The sequence below is a fragment of the Pseudonocardia spirodelae genome (genome assembly GCF_037727765.1).
Classification (GTDB): domain Bacteria; phylum Actinomycetota; class Actinomycetes; order Mycobacteriales; family Pseudonocardiaceae; genus Pseudonocardia; species Pseudonocardia spirodelae.
Genome location: NZ_JBBJUP010000002.1, coordinates 13315 through 32835 on the forward strand (window position 1 = coordinate 13315; position 19521 = coordinate 32835).

General features: G+C 76.0%; 16 protein-coding genes. All 16 read left to right on the forward strand.

What is annotated here, in order from left to right; genetic code table 11:
• The first annotated feature begins 796 nt into the window (after positions 1-796).
• The 16 genes from WJX68_RS02385 to WJX68_RS02460 all read left to right on the forward strand — a co-directional run bounded on the left by WJX68_RS02385 (position 797) and on the right by WJX68_RS02460 (position 19521).
• Positions 797-1861 (forward strand): UDP-N-acetylglucosamine--N-acetylmuramyl-(pentapeptide) pyrophosphoryl-undecaprenol N-acetylglucosamine transferase, encoded by a 1065-nt coding sequence (locus tag WJX68_RS02385; protein ID WP_340286201.1) that lies wholly within the window; start codon positions 797-799, stop codon positions 1859-1861.
• A 47-nt stretch (positions 1862-1908) separates the two neighbouring features.
• Positions 1909-3273: a UDP-N-acetylmuramate--L-alanine ligase gene (gene murC, locus WJX68_RS02390; protein ID WP_422785647.1), complete on the forward strand. Its 1365-nt coding sequence runs from the start codon at positions 1909-1911 to the stop codon at positions 3271-3273.
• A gap of 23 nt (positions 3274-3296) precedes the next feature.
• The gene (locus WJX68_RS02395) at positions 3297-4370 is read left to right on the forward strand and encodes a cell division protein FtsQ/DivIB (RefSeq protein WP_340285896.1); all 1074 of its coding nucleotides are present in this window, start codon (positions 3297-3299) and stop codon (positions 4368-4370) included.
• Between the two features lie 221 nt (positions 4371-4591).
• Positions 4592-5986, forward strand: coding sequence for a cell division protein FtsZ (gene ftsZ, locus WJX68_RS02400; RefSeq protein WP_340285897.1), 1395 nt, complete (start codon positions 4592-4594; stop codon positions 5984-5986).
• Positions 5987-5991: 5 nt separating this feature from the next.
• Positions 5992-6765 (forward strand): peptidoglycan editing factor PgeF, encoded by a 774-nt coding sequence (gene pgeF, locus WJX68_RS02405; RefSeq protein ID WP_340285898.1) that lies wholly within the window; start codon positions 5992-5994, stop codon positions 6763-6765.
• 37 nt (positions 6766-6802) lie between these two features.
• On the forward strand, positions 6803-7573 hold the full coding sequence (locus WJX68_RS02410; protein ID WP_422785638.1) for a YggS family pyridoxal phosphate-dependent enzyme: 771 nt from the start codon (positions 6803-6805) through the stop codon (positions 7571-7573).
• A gap of 109 nt (positions 7574-7682) precedes the next feature.
• Entirely contained in the window at positions 7683-8432 is a 750-nt protein-coding gene (locus tag WJX68_RS02415) for a cell division protein SepF (RefSeq protein WP_340285899.1), read from the forward strand.
• A 3-nt stretch (positions 8433-8435) separates the two neighbouring features.
• On the forward strand, positions 8436-8732 hold the full coding sequence (locus WJX68_RS02420; protein ID WP_422785639.1) for a YggT family protein: 297 nt from the start codon (positions 8436-8438) through the stop codon (positions 8730-8732).
• Between the two features lie 47 nt (positions 8733-8779).
• Positions 8780-9628, forward strand: a complete 849-nt coding sequence (gene wag31, locus WJX68_RS02425; protein WP_340285900.1) for a DivIVA-like cell division protein Wag31 — start codon at positions 8780-8782, stop codon at positions 9626-9628.
• 92 nt (positions 9629-9720) lie between these two features.
• The gene (locus WJX68_RS02430; RefSeq protein ID WP_340285901.1) at positions 9721-11154 is read left to right on the forward strand and encodes a hypothetical protein; all 1434 of its coding nucleotides are present in this window, start codon (positions 9721-9723) and stop codon (positions 11152-11154) included.
• 284 nt (positions 11155-11438) lie between these two features.
• Complete coding sequence (gene ileS / locus WJX68_RS02435; RefSeq protein WP_340285902.1) at positions 11439-14621, forward strand: isoleucine--tRNA ligase; 3183 nt, start codon at positions 11439-11441, stop codon at positions 14619-14621.
• 191 nt (positions 14622-14812) lie between these two features.
• Positions 14813-15658, forward strand: a complete 846-nt coding sequence (locus tag WJX68_RS02440; RefSeq protein ID WP_340285903.1) for an MBL fold metallo-hydrolase — start codon at positions 14813-14815, stop codon at positions 15656-15658.
• 26 nt (positions 15659-15684) lie between these two features.
• The gene (locus WJX68_RS02445; protein ID WP_340285904.1) at positions 15685-16494 is read left to right on the forward strand and encodes a class I SAM-dependent methyltransferase; all 810 of its coding nucleotides are present in this window, start codon (positions 15685-15687) and stop codon (positions 16492-16494) included.
• 13 nt (positions 16495-16507) lie between these two features.
• On the forward strand, positions 16508-18004 hold the full coding sequence (locus tag WJX68_RS02450; RefSeq protein ID WP_340285905.1) for a potassium/proton antiporter: 1497 nt from the start codon (positions 16508-16510) through the stop codon (positions 18002-18004).
• 43 nt (positions 18005-18047) lie between these two features.
• Positions 18048-18596: a signal peptidase II gene (lspA, locus tag WJX68_RS02455; protein ID WP_340285906.1), complete on the forward strand. Its 549-nt coding sequence runs from the start codon at positions 18048-18050 to the stop codon at positions 18594-18596.
• A 10-nt stretch (positions 18597-18606) separates the two neighbouring features.
• Positions 18607-19521 carry an RluA family pseudouridine synthase gene (locus tag WJX68_RS02460; RefSeq protein WP_340286204.1) on the forward strand — a complete coding sequence of 305 codons (915 nt, stop codon included), beginning with the start codon at positions 18607-18609 and terminating at the stop codon, positions 19519-19521.

Below are 19521 nucleotides of genomic sequence, written 5' to 3' on the forward strand. Positions count from 1 at the left end.
CGCGAGCGGTCCCCGCGGCCCCGTGCCGCCCGGACGGTTCGCCGCAGGTCCGCACGGACCCGGACGCCCGGGCCCCGGCGGTGCACCGGGCCCGTGGGGTCCGCCGATGCCCGGCCGGCCCGGTCCCGGCGGCCCGCCCCCCGGCCCGCAGCAGTACGGCCGTCCGGGCCCCGGTGGGATGCCGCAGCCCGGGACGCCGGGTCCGAACGGCGCGCCGGGCCCGAACGGCACCGGCGGCGTCCGGCCGAACGGCGCCCCGGCGCCCACCGGCACGGGGCCGCATCCCGCCGCGGGGACCGGGGCGTTCCGCCCGGTCGGTCCCGGCGGTCCCGCGGCGCCGCCGCAGCCCGGTGGCCCGGGCGCCCCGCCGCAGCCGGGCGGCCCCGGCGCGACCGGCCCGTTCGCCGGCCGTCCGGGCCCCGGCCGGCAGGGTCCCGGTCAGCAGGGTCCCGGTCAGCAGGGTCCCGGTCAGCAGGGTCCCGGTCAGCACGGTCCCGGTCAGCAGGGTCCTGGCCCGCAGGGCTTCGGCGCGCCCGGCGCGCCCGGGGTTCCGGGTGCACCCGGTCCCCAGGGCCCCGGCTCCTACGCCGCCCCCGGCACCCCGGGAGCGCCGGGCCCCGCAGGCCCCGGAGCCGGGGACCCCGGTGCACCCGGCGCGGGCACGCCCGGACCCGGTGGACCCGGTGGCGCCCCGGGTGCCCCCGGTGGCCCGGTCCCGGGTGAGGCCACCCGCGCCTTCGGGCCCGCGACCACCCGTCCCGCGGGGGAGCAGGCCCCGGCGCCGGTACCGGGCGGGCTGTCGGTCGTCGTCGCCGGTGGCGGCTCGGCCGGGCACATCGAGCCGGCCCTCGCCGTCGCCGACGCCATCCGGCGCCTCGTCCCCGGGGCGCGGGTGACCGCGCTCGGCACCGAGAAGGGCCTCGACACCCAGCTCATCCCGGCCCGCGGCTACCCGCTGGAGCTGATCCCGCCGGTGCCGCTGCCCCGCAGGCCCACCGCCGACCTGCTGAAGCTGCCCGGCTCCGTCCGCGGCGCCGTGAAGCGGGTCCGCGAGGTGCTGGAGGCGGCCGAGGCCGACGTCGTCGTCGGGTTCGGCGGGTTCGTCTCGCTGCCCGCCTACCTCGGCGCCCGCAACCGGGTGCCGATCGTCGTCCACGAGGCCAACGCCCGGGCCGGGCTCGCGAACAAGGTCGGCGCGCGGTTCGCCGCGGCCGTCTGCACCGCCGTGCCCGGCACCGGCCTGGCGAACGAGGAGGTGGTCGGGATGCCGCTGCGCCGCTCGATCACCACGCTGGACCGGATGTCGCTGCGCCCGGAGGCCCGGACGTACTTCAACCTGCCGCCGCACGGCCCGGTGCTGCTCGTCTTCGGCGGGTCGCAGGGCGCGCGCACGCTCAACGACGCCGTCGCTGCCTCGTTGCCCGCCTTCACCGAGCGCGGCATCTCGGTGCTGCACGCGTACGGGAAGAACGGCACGCCCGCCGACCCGCGGCCCGGCTACGTCCCGGTGCCCTACATCGAGCGGATGGACCTCGCCTACGCGGCCGCGGACGTCGTCCTCGGCCGGTCGGGGATGACCACGGTCGCCGAGCTCACCGCCGTCGGGCTGCCCGCGGTGTACGTGCCGCTGCCGCACGGCAACGGCGAGCAGGCGCTCAACGCCCGCCCGGTCGTCCAGGCCGGCGGGGGCAAGCTCGTCCAGGACGAGGAGATGGACGGCGACCGCGCCGTCGACGAGCTGATGCCGATGCTCACCGACCCCGACCTGGCCCTGGCCATGGGCCGCCGGGCCCGTGCCGCCGGCCACGGCGAGGCCGACGAGAAGATCGCCCGCATCGTGCTGGAGGTGGCGGGCCGGTGAGCGGACTCTCCGACCACGTGCACCTGATCGGGATCGGCGGGGCCGGGATGAGCGGGATCGCCCGGATCCTGCTCGCCCGCGGCGCGACCGTGTCCGGGTCCGACGCACGCGAGTCCCGCACGGTGACCGCGCTGCGCGCACTCGGCGCCCGCGTCGAGACCGGGCACGACGCCGCGCACCTGCGCCACGACGGCGAGTCCGCGCCGACCGTCGTCGTCTCGACGGCGATCCGCGAGACCAACCCGGAGCTCGCCGCGGCCCGCGAGCGCGGCTACGACGTCGTGCACCGGGCCGTCGCCCTCGCCGCGCTGACCGAGGGGCGGCGCCTCGTCGCCGTCGCCGGCACCCACGGCAAGACCTCGACGACGTCGATGGTCACCGTCGCGCTGCAGCACGCCGGGGCCGACCCGTCCTTCGCCATCGGTGGGGACCTGTCGGTGTCGGGCAGCGGCGCGCACCACGGGTCCGGCGACGTGTTCGTCGTCGAGGCCGACGAGAGCGACGGCTCGTTCACCGCGTTCGCCCCGTCGGTCGCGATCGTCACCAACGTCGAGCCCGACCACCTCGACCACCACGGCGACGAGGCGACCTACCGGGCGGTGTTCGAACGCTTCCTGGACCGGCTGGTCCCGGGCGCGACCGTCGTGGCCTGCGCCGACGACCCCGGCTCCGAGCAGGTGGCGGTGCACGCCGAGGCGGCCGGGGTGACCGTGCTGCGCTACGGGCGCACCGCCGCCGGCCCGCGGGACGCGACGCTGCTGGAGTTCGTCCCCGACGGCACCGGCTGCCGCGCGCGGTTCCGCACCGGCGGCACCGAGCACGAGCTCGTCCTCGGCGTGCCGGGGGAGCACATGGCGCTCAACGCGCTCGGTGCCTTCCTGGCCGGTGTCGTCGTCGGGGCCGACCCGGCGGTGCTGCTGGAGGGTCTCGCCGGGTTCGGCGGGGTGCAGCGGCGGTTCGAGTTCAAGGGCCGCGCCCGCGGGGTGTCGGTCTACGACGACTACGCCCACCACCCCACCGAGGTCGCCGCCACGCTGCGCGCCGCCCGCGAGGCCGCACCGGTCGCGCACGGGCGCCGCGGCCGCGTCCTGGTCGCGTTCCAGCCGCACCTGTACTCCCGCACGCGGCTGTTCGCCGCCGAGTTCGGCGCGTCGCTGTCGCTGGCGGACGAGGTCATGGTCCTCGACGTCTACGGTGCCCGGGAGGATCCCGAACCCGGCGTCGGCCCGGCCCTGATCACCGACGCGGTGACGCTGCCGGCCGAGCGGGTGCACCGCGCCCCCTCGTGGGAGCGGACGCCCGCGGCGATCGCCGCGCTCGCGGCCGACGGCGACGTCGTCATCACCATGGGCGCCGGCGACGTCACCGCGCTGGGACCGGAGATCCTGCGGGAGCTCGCCGGCGAGGGGTGAGCGGGTGACACGGCGGGGGCGGCATGAGCAGCGACGAGCAGGACACCGGCCGGGCCCGTGACGGCGCCCGGTCCACGACCCGCCGCGACGCCGACCAGGAGCGGCGCGCGGCCGAGCGGGCGCGCCGCATCCGGGAGCGCCGCGCCGCCCAGCGGGCCGGACGGCCGGCGGCCGGGGACACCGGCGACGGCGGGACCGGCCCGGCGGACCCGGACCGCGACCCGGACCGCGACCCGGACGGCGACCCGGCCGGCCACACGGACGGCCCCGCCGGCGGGGACACCGGTACCGCGGACGGCGGCGGGGCCGGCGAGCGCCGCACCGGGGAGCGGGGGAGCCGCGGCGGCGCGGCCGCCGCCGTCCGGGAGCGCACCGCCGCGCAGCGGAGCCGCACCCACGACCCGCGCTACCGGCGGCGACGCGCCGTGGCGCTGCTGGCCACCCTCGCCGTCGTCGCGCTCGGGGTCTCGGCCGCGGGCTGGTGGGCGCTGGCCCGCTACGGCCCCACCGTCACCGCCGTGCAGGTCGAGGGGACCCGCCAGATCCCGGTCCGCGACGTCGAGGACGCCGCGGGCGACCAGTCCGGGCTGTCGCTGGCCGCGGTGGACACCGACGGTGTCGCCGCCCGCGTGTCGGCGATCCCCGGGGTCGCCGCGGTCGACGTCGGGCGGTCCTGGCCGAGCACGCTGACGGTCTCGGTGACCGAGCGGGTCCCGGCCGCGCTGCTCGACACCCCGGACGGGCCCCAGCTCGTCGACGTCACCGGGTTCGCCTACCGCGACGCCCCGCCCGACCTGCGCCTGCCCCGCCTGCAGCTGCCCCGCGTCGCCCCCGACGACCCCGCGACGCTGGCCGCCGTCGGTGTCCTGTCCGCGCTGCCGGTCCCGGTCCGCGACCAGGTGCAGACCCTGTCGCTCGGCGACGGCGGCACCACGTTCGAGCTCGCGCTCACCGAGAACCGCCGGGTGCTGTGGGGCCCGTGGTCCGACACCGCCGACACGGCCGCCCGGGCCCGCGTGCTCGGCCCGCTGCTGCAGCGCGAGGGGGCCGTGTACGACGTCTCCAGCCCCTCGCTCGTCACCGTCCGCCACCGCTGAGCCGGACGGGCGCGGGATGCTGCGCGGTGTGACGGCGCGGCGACCGTGCGCGTTTCCCACTGCAGTGGGGCCGAACCACCCGGGCGGGGTGTCGTCATCGCGCGGCGCGCCTGCTGGACCCGGGGCACGAAGTCCACTTAGCGTGCGCACCCGAAGGCCCGGGGCACCCGGAGCTTGACCCACCCGAACCCCGGACCCCGAGCGACTGGAAGGTGCCGCGCATGACGCCCCCGCACAACTACCTGGCAGTGATCAAGGTGGTCGGCATCGGTGGCGGCGGCGTCAACGCCGTCAACCGGATGATCGAGGTCGGCCTCAAGGGCGTCGAGTTCATCGCGGTGAACACCGACGCCCAGGCCCTCCTCATGTCCGACGCCGACGTCAAGCTCGACATCGGCCGCGAGCTCACCCGCGGTCTGGGTGCCGGCGCCAACCCCGAGGTCGGGGGCAAGGCCGCCGAGGACCACGCCGAGGAGATCGAGGAGGTCCTCAAGGGGGCCGACATGGTCTTCGTCACCGCCGGTGAGGGCGGCGGGACGGGCACCGGCGGCGCGCCCGTCGTCGCGTCCATCGCCCGCAAGCTCGGCGCGCTGACCATCGGTGTCGTGACCCGGCCGTTCACCTTCGAGGGGCGTCGCCGCGCCGGCCAGGCCGAGGAGGGCATCCAGGCCCTGCGCAACGAGTGCGACACCCTCATCGTCATCCCGAACGACCGGCTGCTGCAGCTCGGCGACGTCGGCGTCTCGCTGATGGACGCGTTCCGCTCGGCCGACGAGGTGCTGCTCTCCGGTGTCCAGGGCATCACCAACCTGATCACCACGCCCGGCCTGATCAACCTCGACTTCGCCGACGTCAAGTCGGTCATGTCCGGGGCGGGGTCGGCGCTGATGGGGATAGGGTCCGCCCGCGGCGAGGGTCGCGCGGTGCAGGCCGCCGAGAAGGCCATCAACTCGCCGCTGCTCGAGGCGTCGATGGACGGCGCGCAGGGCGTGCTGCTCTCGATCGCGGGCGGCTCGGACCTCGGCCTGTTCGAGATCCACGAGGCCGCGTCGCTGGTCCAGGAGGCCGCCCACCCCGAGGCCAACATCATCTTCGGCACGGTGATCGACGACTCGCTCGGCGACGAGGTCCGCATCACCGTGATCGCCGCCGGCTTCGAGGGCGGCACGCCCACCCACAAGAAGCTCGAGCCCGCGGTGTTCTCCCGGGGCACCGGCAGGCCCGCCGCGCCGGCCCCGCAGGCCGCGCCGCCGGCGCCGCCGCAGCAGGAGCAGACGCAGCCGGTCGAGCAGACCGCGCCGCAGCAGCAGGCCCCGCCCGCGCAGCAGGGCGGCCAGGCTCGCTGGGCCGCGCCCGCCCCGCAGCAGCCGCAGGCCGCCGCGCCGGAGCGCACCGGGGTGCTGCCCCCGGCCGCCCCGGCCCCGCGCCAGGAGATCCGCTCCGACGCCGCGCACCACGGCGGCGACGGCGCGGCCGTCCCGTCCGGGCCGATGTCCGCCCCGGCGTCGCCGACGTCGCACGGCACCTCGCACGGCACCTCGCACGGCACGGTGGGCGCCCGTCCGGCCGAGCCGGTCGAGGACGAGGTGGACGTCCCGCCGTTCATGCGGCGCTGACCCGCGTGCCGTCCGAACCCGTCGCGCCCACCGCGCCGGCCGGGCGCGCCGCCCGGATCCGGCGGGTGACCACCACCCGGGCGGGCGGCCGCTCGGAGGGCCCGTTCACCTCGTTCAACCTGTCCGCCGGGGTCGGCGACGACCCGGCGGCGGTCACCGCGAACCGGGCCCGGGTGGTGCGCGAGCTCGGCCTGTCCGGGCTGGTCTTCCTCCGTCAGGTGCACGGGCGCGACGTCGCCGTGCTGCGCGAGGTCCCGCGGGCCCGCGCCGGGACGGGCGGGGTCGCACCCGACCTCCCGGACGTCGACGCCGTCGTCACCGACGTCCCGCTGCTGGGCGTCGCGGTGCTCGCCGCCGACTGCGTCCCGGTGCTGCTCGGCGACCCGGTCGCCGGTGTGGTCGGGGCCGCGCACGCCGGGCGCGTCGGGGCCGCCGCCGGTGTCCTCGACGCCACCGTCGAGGCCATGACGGCACTCGGCGCCGAGCCGGGACGGCTGGAGGTCCTGCTCGGGCCGGCCGTCTGCGGCCGCTGCTACGAGGTGCCGCCCGCGATGCGGGCGGAGGTCGAGGCGGCGCTGCCCGGCAGCGCGTCACGGACCCGCACCGGCACCGCGGGCCTCGACCTGCGCGCCGGCCTGACCCGCCGCCTCGCCGCACTCGGGGTGACGAAGGTGGGCGCCGACCCGCGCTGCACCATCGAGGACCCCGACCTGTTCAGCCACCGCCGGGAGGGCCGCTGCGGCCGCCAGGCCGCGATCACCTGGCTCGACCCCCGCTAGGCCCCGGGGCTCGCGACGGCGCGCACGGGCGGGAACGATGGACGCCGTGTCCGACCTCTCCGCCCGCGCCACCGACCGCACCACCGACCGCGTCACCGAGCTGACCGGCCGCCTCGCCGCCGTCCGCGACCGGATCGCGGCGGCCTGCCGCGACGCCGGGCGCGACCCGTCGGAGGTGGCGCTGCTCGCCGTGACCAAGACCGTCCCCGCCACCGACGTGGCGGCCCTGCTCGACCTGGGGCTCGGCGCGTTCGCCGAGAACCGCGCCCAGGAGGCGGCGGCCAAGGTCGGGGCGGTGCACGAGCTGCGCCCGGACGCGGCACCGGACTGGTTCTTCGTCGGCGGTCTGCAGCGGAACAAGGTGCGCACGGTGCTCCCGTGGGTGACCCGCATCGACTCCGTCGACTCGCCGCGGCTGGCCCGCGCGATCGACAAGGAGGTGGCGAAGGCCCGCGACGCGGGGGAGCGGAGCGGCCCGCTGCCGGTGCTCGTGCAGTACAGCGTGGACGGTGACCCGGACCGCGGCGGCGTCGCGCCCGCCGACCTCGCCGCGCTGACGGACCTGGTGGGAGCGCTGCCGGGGCTCGAACTGGCCGGCCTGATGGCCGTCGCGCCGCTCGGGTGGGAGGCGGGCGCGGCCTTCGAGCAGGTCGCCGAGGCGGCCCGGCGGACCCGGGAGCGCCACCCCGGCGCCACCGTCCTGTCGGCCGGGATGAGCGGGGACCTCGAGTCCGCGATCGGTCACGGATCGACCGTGGTGCGTGTCGGTACGGCTCTTGTGGGGGATCGCCGGATAGCCTCCGAGTAATCGCTGGTCGGTGCGGGTAATGGCCCATCGGCGAGACCGTCGCCAGAACGCGGGTACGCGTGCGGTCAGGACGCGTACGGAGTCGAGCAGTACTGCGAGGGGACAGCGGATGAGCGCGATGTACCGGCTGAAGGCGTACTTCGGCATGGTCCCGGCCGACGAGATGGACTACGTGGACGAGCCGGACCACTACCGGGGCGGCCACGAGCAGCACGCCGGCCCGCGTGGCGACCGTTGGTCCGCCGGGAACGGTCGGTTCGCCGACCCGGTGTCCTACGAGGACGACCGTTACGACACGCCCGGCCGCTACGACGACGGCTGGGGCGCCCGCCCGGCGCGGGAGCCCCTCCGGTCGGCGCGCGCCGTGCGGCAGGATCCACGCGGTGAGCGGGAGTCCCTCGGGCTCGTGTCCGACCGCGGCGGCCTGCCCGCCCCGCTCGGCGGGGGCGCCGGGGCCGCCGTGCGCGGCTCCCTCGCGATGGACCCGGAGGCCCTGCGCGGCCCCGCCCGGGAGGAGCGCAGCGAGCCCGTCGCGGCCCCCGCGCCGGTGCCCGAGCAGCGCGACCGGAACGCCGTCGCACCGGCCTCGATCACCACGCTGCACCCCCGCAGCTACAACGAGGCGCGCACGATCGGCGAGCGCTACCGCGACGGTGTGCCCGTCATCATGAACCTCACGGATCTGGACGGTGCCGCCGCGAAACGCCTGGTGGACTTCGCCGCCGGCCTGGCGTTCGCGCTGCGCGGGAGCATCGACAAGGTCACCGACCGCGTGTTCCTGCTCACCCCGGCGGACGTCGAGGTGTCCGCGGACGACGCCCGGAGGCTCGCCGAGCGCGGAGCTTTCCGACAGGATTGAGTCGTGGCCGACCCGATCCTGACGTTGATCTACTACGTCCTGTTCTTCTTCTGGCTGCTGCTCGCGGCCCGGATCGTCGTCGAGATGGTCCGGTCCTTCGCGCGCCAGTGGCGACCCGCCGGAGCGCCCGCCGTGGCGCTCGAGGTCGTCTTCACCGTGACCGACCCTCCGGTCAAGTTGCTGCGGAGAGTGATCCCCGTGGTCCGTATCGGAGGCGTAGGACTGGACCTGTCGATTATGGTTCTGTTGCTGGTGGTGTTCATCTCGATGAGCACCGTCAGATCACAGCTCCTGGGATGAGCCCCAGTCACCCGGGAGTGCCGCCGAGGACCGCATGAGGTGATCCGATGCCGCTGACGCCCGCCGACGTTCATAACGTCGCGTTCAGCAAACCCCCGATCGGGAAGCGGGGTTACAACGAGGACGAGGTCGACGCCTTCCTCGATCTGGTCGAGGCCGAACTGGCCCGCCTGATCGGGGAGAACGACGACCTGCGCGACCAGGTCGCGCAGCTCGAGCAGCGCCTCGGCGACGCCGAGGCCGACCTGGACGAGGCCCGGAACCAGCCGGTCCAGACCCAGGCGCTCGCCGCCTCGCCGTCGCCGATGGGCCGTGGTGCGGGTGCTCCCGCGCCGCAGCTGGCCGGTGCCGCTCCCGCCGATGCCGACGGCGGGGACCACCACGTGCAGGCCGCCAAGGTCCTGGGCCTCGCCCAGGAGATGGCCGACCGCCTGACCGCGGAGGCCAAGAACGAGGCCGACACGATGCTGTCGGACGCCCGGAACAAGTCCGAGCAGCTGCTCTCGGACGCCCGGACGAAGGCCGACGGCCTGGTCAACGACGCGCGCTCGCGCGCCGAGACCATGCTCAACGACGCCCGCACCCGGGCCGAGACGCTCGAGCGGCAGTCGCGTGACAAGGCGTCCGGCCTGGTCAGCGACGCCGAGCGCAAGCAGAACGAGATCATGGGTGCGATCCAGCGCGACAAGTCCGTGCTGGAGAAGAAGATCGACGAGCTCCGGACCTTCGAGCGGGAGTACCGCACCCGCCTGAAGACCTACCTGGAGTCGCAGCTGCGCGACCTGGAGGGTCGTGGTTCGGCTGCCCCGTCGGACGGCTCCGGTGCCGGCAGGTCGGGCTCGAACGGCGGGTACGCCGCCTCCGGGTACGGCCAGCGGGCCGACACCGGGAGCTGACCCGCCCCGCGGCGCCCCCACCGGGGCGCCGGGGACGACCGACGACGACCGGGTAGCGGACAGGTGCCGCTGCCGACCGACGGAGTTCGCCGATGCTGGTGCTGGTCCTGATCCTCGTGGTCATCGCGCTGGTGCTGCTGCTCGCAGGATGGTTCCTGCACGTGGTGGCGCTGGCGTGGACATCGGTGGTCATCAGCCTGATCGCGGGCCTGGTGCTCGCCTACGACTGGTGGCAGACCCGGTCCGCGGTGAAGGCCGGTGACCGGGCCGAGGCCGAGGCGTCGGCCCGCGGCGGTGCCGCGGCGGGTGCGCCGTCGTCGTCGGACCGGGCCGAGATGGAGGCGCGCTACGGCGCCGACATGGAGCCCGCGACCCAGGTGCTGCCGGTCGTGAGACCGGACGGCGCGCGGTCCGCGGGGACCACGGCCGGGCCGGAGGCGGAGCCGAACGCGACCGACCAGACCATCCGGATGCCGGTGGTCCGGCCGTCCGGCTCTGCGGAGGGACCGTCCGGCGCTTCTCGATCGAGTGGTTCTTCGTCACGCACGGTGACCGAATCCGGGGCCGAGGCCGCCGCGACCGCGGCCACGGCGACCCCGGACGTGTCGGGACCGGAGGGGACGGACGGTGCGGGTCGTGGCGGCGACCCGGCAGGGTCCGGTTCCTCCGCCGCGCCCGGGGACGGCGCCTCGGCGTCCTCCGCGGGCGCGGACCCGTCCGGCGCCACCGGCGACCCCGCATCCGGCGGCTCCGGGACGGGCGGTGGCGCGGACACCACGAGCACGACGGCGGCCGGAGCCGCGGGCGTGACGGCCGGTGCGGCGGCCGCGCTCTCGACCCGGTCCGGACGTGGGACGCGCGACACGCAGGACGGGTCCCGCGCGGGTTCCGACGACCCGGGCTTCGGCGCCGGGTCCGGCGCCCCCGCCGCAACCGCGGCGGACACGGCCCCGGACGGCCCCCGCTCCGGCGGCCCCGGCACCCCCGGCGCACCCGGCGCGGCGGGAACGGCCGCGTCCGGCGAACGGACCACGGCGGTGCGCGCCACCGGGCAGGAGCCCGGCGCCCCCGCCGGCTCGACGCCCGCGGGCGCCACGGGCACGCCGCCCGGGGGCGACCCGGGCGACACGTCCGGCTCCACCGCCGATGCGGCCGCCGGAATCGCGGCGACCACCGCGACCGGCGCGGGCGCTTCCGGTGCCCCCGGCGGGGCGGGTGCGGAGACGTCCGGCGGCTCGGACGGCGCCGCGGCGCAGGAGCCCGCCGGTGACCCGGGCGGGCCCGGCGACGACTCCCCGGAGGAGCCCCGCGACCCGACGCTGGCCGCGCTTGCCGCCCGGCTTCCCGACGAGGTCCTGGTCATCGACGAGCACCCGCGCTACCACGTGCAGACCTGCCGGGCGCTCACCGGCCGGCCGGTGATCCCGCTGCCCGTCAGCGAGGCCGTCGAGCTCGGCGTCACCCCGGGCGGCTGGTGCGCACCCAACCGGACCCTCGGCGAGCGGCACCCCGCCGAGGCGCGCTGACGGCGCTCCGGCCGCGCTCCGGCGGCCCGCGGAATATCCGGGTGCGCCCGCGCGCTACCCTGGTTCCACAGGCACCGATCCGGCCATCACCGGGGAGCCTCCGGAAGAAACGGCCGCTCCGGCGGCCGGAGTAGAACCGGACGGGTGCGGCCCGTCAGCGCCGTCGAACGAGAGGCCCGCGCGCCCGTCGCGCGGGCAAGCGGGGTGGTACCGCGGCACGGCCGAGACGAGCGGCCGTCGTCGTCCCCGTGCGAGAGCGAGAGCATCCGCACGAGGAGCGACACGTGAGCGGCTACCCCGAGGTCCCGGCGCACCCGTCCTTCCCGACGCTCGAGCAGGACGTGCTCGCGTCGTGGGACGCCGACGACACCTTCCGCGCCTCGATCGACCAGCGCCCGGCCGGCGAGAACGGCGCCCGTGAGTACGTCTTCTACGACGGCCCGCCCTTCGCCAACGGCCTGCCGCACTACGGTCACCTGCTGACCGGCTACGTCAAGGACGTCGTCCCGCGCTACCGCACCATGCGCGGCCACCGCGTCGAGCGCCGCTTCGGCTGGGACACCCACGGCCTCCCCGCCGAGGTCGAGACCGAGAACCAGCTCGGCATCAAGCACAAGTCCGAGATCGACGAGATGGGCGTCGCCGCGTTCAACGAGGCGTGCCGTACCTCGGTGCTGCGCTACACCGGCGAGTGGCGCGACTACGTGACCCGCCAGGCCCGCTGGGTCGACTTCGACGACGACTACAAGACCCTCGACCTGGACTACATGGAGTCCGTCATGTGGGCCTTCAAGTCGTTGTGGGACAAGGGTCTCGTGTACTCCGGGTTCCGGGTGCTCTGGTACTGCTGGCGCTGCGAGACGCCGCTGTCGGCCACCGAGACCAAGATGGACGACGTCTACCTCGACCGGCAGGACCCGGCCGTCACCGTGGGCCTGCGGCTCTCGACCCCGGACCGTCCGGAGACCGACGGCGCGCTGGCCCTGGTCTGGACGACCACGCCGTGGACCCTGCCCTCCAACCTCGCCATGGCCGTGCACCCCGACGTCGACTACGTCGTGGTGGACGCGCACGGCGAGCGCTGGCTGCTCGCCGAGGCCCGCGTCGCGGCCTACGTCCGCGAGCTGGGGGAGGACCCGCCCGTCCTGGCCCGCGTCACCGGGCGCGACCTGCTCGGCGCGAGCTACACCCCGCCGTTCGACTTCTTCACCGGCCGCGCGAACGCCCACCGGGTGCTGTCGGCGGACTACGTCACCACCGAGGACGGCACCGGGCTCGTCCACATCGCGCCCGCCTTCGGTGAGGAGGACAAGGAGGTCACCGACGCGGCCGGCATCGAGGTCGTCAACCCGGTCGACTCCCGCGGCGAGTTCACCACCGAGGTCCCGCCCTACGCCGGCATGCAGGTGTTCGACGCGAACCCGCAGATCATCCGCGACCTCAAGGAGCGCGGCGCCCACACCCAGGGCGTCCTGCTGCGCCACGAGACCTACGACCACCCGTACCCGCACTGCTGGCGCTGCGGCAACGCGCTCATCCAGCGCGCCGTCGACTCCTGGTTCGTGCGGGTCACGCAGTTCCGCGACCGCATGGTCGAGCTGAACCAGCAGATCGACTGGACCCCGGCCCACGTGCGCGACGGCCAGTTCGGCAAGTGGCTCGAGGGCGCCCGCGACTGGGGCATCTCCCGCAACCGCTACTGGGGCAGCCCGATCCCGGTGTGGCAGTCCGACGACCCCCGCCACCCGAGGACCGACGTCTACGGCTCGCTCGACGAGATCGAGCGCGACTTCGGCGTGCGCCCGACCGACCTGCACCGCCCCTACGTCGACCAGCTCACCCGGCCCAACCCCGACGACCCGACGGGGCGCTCGACCATGCGCCGGGTCCCCGAGGTGCTCGACTGCTGGTTCGAGTCCGGGTCGATGCCGTTCGCGCAGGTCCACTACCCGTTCCAGAACGCCGACTGGTTCGAGCACCACTACCCGGGCGACTTCATCGTCGAGTACAACGGCCAGACCCGCGGCTGGTTCTACACGCTGCACGTGCTCGCGACCGCGCTGTTCGACCGGCCCGCGTTCCGCACCTGCGTCGCGCACGGCATCGTCCTGGGCGACGACGGCGCCAAGATGTCCAAGTCGCGCAAGAACTACCCCGACGTCAACGAGGTCTTCGACCGCGACGGCTCCGACGCCATGCGGTGGTTCCTCATGGCCAGCCCGATCCTGCGCGGCGGGAACCTCGTCGTCACCGAGCAGGGCATCCGCGAGGGCGTCCGCCAGGCGATCCTGCCGCTGTGGAACACCTGGTACTTCCTGTCGCTCTACGCCGGCGGCGAGCGGGGCACCTGGCGGACCGACAGCCCGCACGTGCTGGACCGCTACGTGCTGGCGAAGACCGCCGACCTCGTCGACGGCGTCACCGCGGCGATGGACGCCTACGACATCGCCGGCGCCTGCGAGCGGATCCGCGAGCACGCCGAGACGCTGACCAACTGGTACGTCCGGCGCTCCCGCGAGCGGTTCTGGTCCGAGGACCCGGCCGTGCGCCAGGACGCCGTCGACACCCTGCACACCGTGCTGGAGGTGACCTGCCGGATCGCGGCCCCGCTGCTGCCGCTGACGGCCGAGGCCGTCTGGCGCGGGCTGACCGGCGGGCGCTCGGTCCACCTGACCGACTGGCCCGCCGGGCACGACGCCTCGCTCGAGGGCCCCGCCGTCGCCGCGGCGCTCCCGCACGACGACGGCCTGGTCGCCGGGATGGACCGGATCCGCCAGGTCGCGAGCGCCGCGCTGTCGCTGCGCAAGTCCGCGAAGGTCCGGGTGCGCCAGCCGCTGCCGTCGCTGACGGTGGCCGCGGCCGACGCGAAGACCCTGGAGGACTTCACCGGGCTGCTCGCCGACGAGGTCAACGTCCGCGCGGTCGAGCTGACCGACGACGTCGCCGCGCACGGCCGGTTCGAGATCGCGGTCAACGCACGGGTCGCAGGCCCGCGCCTGGGCCGCGACGTGCAGACCTGCATCCGCGCGGTCAAGGCGGGGGAGTGGACCCAGGACGGGGACACCGTGGTCGCGGCCGGCATCGTGCTGCAGCCCGGCGAGTTCACCGAGAAGCTGGTCGCCGCCGATCCGGAGCGGACCCAGGCGCTGCCCGGGAACGCGGGGCTCGTCGTCCTCGACACCACGGTCACCCCGGAGCTGGCCGCGGAGGGCACCGCCCGCGACGTCGTCCGCGTCGTGCAGCAGGCCCGCCGCGACGCCGGCCTGGACGTGTCCGACCGGATCGCGCTGACCCTGGGCGGGCCGGACGCGGTGCTCGACGCCGTCCGCGCCCACGAGGCCTTCGTCCTCGGCGAGGTCCTCGCGACCTCGGTCGCCTACGGCGCGACGGCCACCGGCTCCACCGGGCAGGTCGTCGCCCCCGACGGCGCCACGGTGACGCTGGGCGCCGCGGTCGCCCGGGCCTGACCCGCGACGGCCGGGCCCGGGGGACCGCCGCGGGCCCGGCCGCGTCGCCCGGCCACGGACCGGCGCCGCTCGCCGACCCGTCGTGCACGACCGGTCGTGCGGCGACGGTCCGTTCCCTACGGTCGGCGGTGGCATCGCGGGGTGCGCATCCCGCGATGCCACGACACCGCCGTCGACCCGCAGGAGCACCCGTGGCCCAGCCCGCCCCGTCCCGGACCGTCACCGTCGGGGACATCGCGATCACCTACCTCCCCGACGGCGAGGGCCACTTCGACCCCGTCGGGATGTTCCCCGCCTCGGTCGACCAGCAGGCGTGGGAGCGGCACTCCCGCTGGCTCGACGGCGACGGCCGCGTCGTGGTCTCCATCGGCGGGTTCCTGATCCGCTCCGGCGACCGGACCGTCGTCGTCGACCTCGGGCTCGGCGTCGCCGAGGTCGAGATCCCCGGGTTCGCCACCGCGACCAGCGGAAAGCTGCTGGAGTCCCTCGCCGCCGCCGGGGTGTCCCCGGGCGAGGTCGACACCGTCCTCTACACCCACCTGCACTCCGACCACACCGGCTGGACCTCCGGCGACGGCGGCCTCACCTTCCCGAACGCGGTGCACCTCGTCGGCGACGAGGCCGAGGTCGCGTTCTGGCGGGACAACCCGGATGCCCCCTTCGCGCCGCCGGCGGACACCGTGCTCGACCCGATCTCCCCACGCCTGGAGTTCTGCGCCGACGGGCAGAGCGTCGCGCCCGGCGTCACCGTGCGCGCCACCCCCGGGCACACCCCCGGCCACCAGTCGGTCGTGGTGTCCTCCGGCGCCGAGCGCGCCGTCCTGCTCGGCGACGTGGCGCACTGCCCCGCGCAGCTGCCGGAGCCGGAGTGGTCGGTGCTGTTCGACGTCGACCCGGTCACCGCATCGGCCACCCGCGAGCGCCTGCTCGACGAGCTGGAGGGCACCGGCACCGTCGTCGGCTGCGGGCACTTCCCGGAGGCCGCGTTCGGCCGGATCGTGCGCGGGGAGGGGACCCGCTACTGGTCGGCGGGGTGATCCGGCACCCCCGCTAGGCTCCCCGCGTGGGTGACGCGGCACAGCGGTGGCGGGAGCGGCAGGCCGCGCGCGGGATCCCCGCCGCGATCCTGGCCGCCGCCCCCGCCGACCCGTGGGTCCACGACCCGGCCGCCTTCACCCCGCCCGCGGTCCCCGCGGACACGCCGTCGCACCGGGCCGCGCGTGCCCTCGCCGAGCGCTCCGCCGCGCTGAGCTGCTCCGGCGCCTCCGTGCTCGACGTCGGCTGCGGCGGCGGGGAGGCCGCGTTCGGCGCCGTGGGCACCGAGCCGTCGCCGGTCGCCCGCGTCGTCGGTGTCGACCGCCAGGCGGACATGCTCGCGGTGTTCGCCGCCGCCGCCGCCGAGCGCCGGCTCCCGCACGCCACCGTGCACGGCGACTGGCCGGAGGCGGCGCCGCGGGCCGGCCGGCACGACGTCGTCGTCTGCCACCACGTGCTGCACAACGTGGTGGACCTGCCGCCGTTCCTGGCCGCGCTGACCGCGGCCGTCCGGACCCGCGGCGGGGCCGGTGGCGTGGTGGTCGAGATGCTGCCCGAGCACCCGATGGCCTGGCTCGACCCGCTGTGGGGGCGGTTCCACGACCTGCACCGGCCCCCGTCGGCCACCGCCGAGGACGCCGTCGCCGTGCTCGTCGAGGAGCTCGGGACGACGCCGGAGGTGCGGACCTGGCAGCGCGACCGCCGCCTCCCGCACGACGCGCGCTGGGTCACCCGCCGGCTGTGCCTGCCCGCCGACCGCGAGCCCGAGGTCGCGCGGGAGCTCGCGGGGATCCCGCCGCGGCGCACCGACGCCGTCACCCTGACCTGGTCGCCCTGAGCGGGGGCCCGGGATGAGCCTGGAGCTGATGCTCGGCATCTCCGCGGGGGTGCTGCTGCTCGGCGTGCTCGCGGTCCGGGTCTCGGTCCGGGTCGGGCTGCCCTCGCTGCTGCTCTACCTGGGCATCGGGGTGCTGCTCGGCGAGTCGGTGCTGGGCATCCCCTTCGACGACACCGGCCTCACCGAGTCCCTCGGGCTGACCGCGCTGGTGCTGATCCTCACCGAGGGCGGCCTGACCACCCGCTGGTCGGCGGTGCGGCCCGCGCTCGGGCTGGGGCTGCTGCTGTCGACCCTGTCGGTGCTGGTGTCGATCGCCGTCGCCGGCGGGCTGCTGCACCTGCTGCTGGACCTGGAGTGGCGCACCGCGCTGCTGTGGGGCGCGGTGCTGTCCTCCACCGACGCCGCCGCGGTGTTCTCCGTGCTGCGCGGGGTCGCCGTGCCGCAGCGCCTGGCCGGGACCCTGGAGCTCGAGTCCGGCATGAACGACGCGCCGGTGGTGATCGCCGTCGTCGTGCTGGCCGGGACCGACCCGATCAGCTGGACGACGCCGCTGCTGGTCGTCTACGAGCTCGCCGCCGGGGCGGTGATCGGCGTCGTCCTCGGGCTGGGCTCGGCGTGGGCGCTGCGGCGCGCCGCGCTGCCCGCGACCGGCCTGTACCCGCTGGCGGCGATCGCGTCCTGCCTGCTCGCCTTCGCCGCCGGGCAGGGCGCGCACGCGTCGGGCCTGCTCGCCACGTACTGCGCCGCGCTGGTGCTGGGCAACTCCCGGCTGCCGCACCGCAGCGGCGTCGTCTCCTTCGCCGAGGGCACCGGCTGGATCGCCCAGATCGGGCTGTTCGTGCTGCTCGGCCTCTACGCCGTCCCCGAACGGCTGCCCGCCGCGGTCGGGCCCGCGCTGGTCGCGGCCGCGATCGTGCTGCTCGCCGCGCGGCCGCTGTCGGTGCTCGCCGCGGCGTGCCCGTTCCGCGTGCCGTGGCGCGAGCAGGCGTTCCTGTCCTGGGCGGGGCTGCGCGGCGCCGTGCCCATCGTGCTCGCCCTGATCGCGGTCACCGAGGGCGGCGGGCAGAACCAGCGGCTCGTCGACGTCGTGTTCGTGCTGGTCGTGGTGCTGACGCTGGTGCAGGGCACCACCCTGCCGTGGGTGGCGCGGCTGCTCGGGGTGGTGTCGCGCACCGACACCCGCGAGGTCGAGGTGGACGCCGCCCCGCTCGACGAGGTCGACGCCGAGCTGCTGCAGGTGCGGGTGCCGCCCGGGTCGCGGCTGCACGGGGTCTACCTGCGGGAGCTGCGGCTGCCCCGCGGCGCCACCGTCAGCCTGGTCGTGCGCGAGGCCGAGGCGTTCTCGCCGGGCGGGGACACCCGGCTGCGGGAGGGCGACCAGTTCCTCGTGGTCAGCACCCGCGACAACCGCGAGGCCACCGAGCAGCGCATCCGCGACGTCGACCGCGGCGGCAAGCTCGTCCGCTGGCACGAGGGCGGCGACCGGGGCGACGACGGGCGCACCCGGTGACCGCCCGGACGGACGCGGCGGCGCGACCCGCATAATCACAGGCGTGAGTGCCGATCCCCCTCCCCCCGCGACACCCGTCGACCCCGCCGTACGCCGGCGCGGGATCGCGCTGCTCGCCGGGATCGCGGCGGTCTGGCTCGCGCTCGACCTCGTCACCAAGATCGCCGCCGTCGCCGCCCTGGAGGGCGGGCCGCCGGTGACCGTCGTCGACGGCCTCTTCTACCTCACGCTGTTGCGCAACCCGGGTGCGGCGTGGTCGATGGCCACCGGCTACACCTGGGTGCTGACCCTCGTCGCCGTGGTCGTCGTCGGCGTGATCATCCGGATCGCGCGGCGGCTGGCGTCCACCGGCTGGGCGGTCGGGCTCGGACTGGTCCTGGGCGGGGCGCTGGGCAACCTGGTCGACCGGTTCTTCCGTGCGCCCGGCCCGATGCGCGGGCACGTGGTCGACATGCTGGCCTTCTTCTCCCCGGACGGCAGCGTGTTCCCGGTGTTCAACGTCGCCGACTCGGGGATCGTCTGCGGAGGGATCCTGCTGGTGCTGATGGCCGTGCGCGGCGTCGAGATCGACGGGAGCCGCGACCGTGGGTGAGCTGCGCAGCATGCCGGTGCCCGACGGGCTGGACGGCATGCGGATCGACGCCGGGCTGTCCCGGCTGCTGGGCCTGTCGCGCACCGTCGTGGCCGGGCTGGCCGAGGCCGGCCGGGTGTCGGTCGACGGCCGCGAGGCCGGCAAGTCCGACCGGCTGCCCGGCGGGTCCTGGCTGGAGGTGGAGCTGCCCGACGCCGAGGCGCCGGCGGTCATCGAGGGGCCGGCCGAGGTCGTCGCCGGGCTGACGGTGCTGCACTCCGACGACGACATCGTCGTCGTCGACAAGCCCGTCGGGGTCGCCGCGCACCCCTCGCCGGGCTGGACGGGGCCGACCGTCACCGGCGGGCTCGCCGCGCTCGGGTTCCGGCTGTCCACCTCCGGCGCCGCCGAGCGGCAGGGGATCGTGCACCGGCTCGACGTCGGCACCACCGGCGTCATGGTCGTCGCGACCTCCGAGCACGCCTACACCGTCCTGAAGCGGGCGTTCAAGGAACGCACCGTCGACAAGCGCTACCACGCCGTCGTGCAGGGCCATCCGGACCCGTCGTCGGGCACCGTCGACGCCCCCATCGACCGGCACCCGCGCCACGACCACCGCTTCGCGGTGATGCAGAGCGGCAAGCCCAGCGTCACCCACTACGACACCATCGAGGCGTTCCGCTCGGCGAGCCTGCTCGACGTGCACCTGGAGACCGGGCGCACCCACCAGATCCGGGTGCACTTCTCCGCGCTGCGCCACCCCTGCGTCGGCGACCTCACCTACGGCGCGGACCCGACGCTGGCCAAGCGGGTCGGGCTGACGCGGCAGTGGCTGCACGCCCGCACGCTCGGCTTCGAGCACCCCGCCGACGGCCGCCACGTCGAGTTCACCAGCCCCTACCCGGCCGACCTCGCGGCGGCGCTGGACGCCCTGACCGACCGGTGA